The 325-nt window shown below is 52.6% G+C and carries 1 protein-coding gene; it reads right to left on the bottom strand.

What is annotated here, in order from left to right; genetic code table 11:
* Positions 1-325: ATP-binding cassette domain-containing protein (locus MXD62_RS10790; RefSeq protein WP_248829166.1), on the bottom strand; the 325-nt coding region annotated here is incomplete at both ends.

The raw sequence follows: 325 nt of genomic DNA, 5'->3' as shown, positions 1-325 counted from the left end.
ATGAAGATGACCCGGTCAGCTACTTCGCGAGCAAAGCCCATCTCGTGAGTCACGACCACCATGGTCATCCCTTCTTGCGCCATTTCTTTCATCACCTGCAACACTTCGCCTACCATCTCAGGGTCAAGTGCCGAGGTTGGCTCATCAAACAGCATAACCTGCGGGTCCATCGCCAGTGCGCGGGCGATCGCCACACGCTGTTGCTGCCCGCCTGACAAACGATCCGGGTATTCATCCTTTTTCTCGCTTAGCCCAACCTTGGCAAGCAGATTCAGCGCTTTTTGTTCATTTTTCTGCTGTTCCGATTTTTTTACATGTTTCGGAG

The sequence above is a fragment of the Frankia sp. Mgl5 genome (genome assembly GCF_023242985.1).
Classification (GTDB): domain Bacteria; phylum Actinomycetota; class Actinomycetes; order Frankiales; family Frankiaceae; genus Parafrankia; species Parafrankia soli.
Note: the sequence above shows the minus strand (reverse complement) of the source record. Positions and strands in the feature narration are given on the sequence as shown.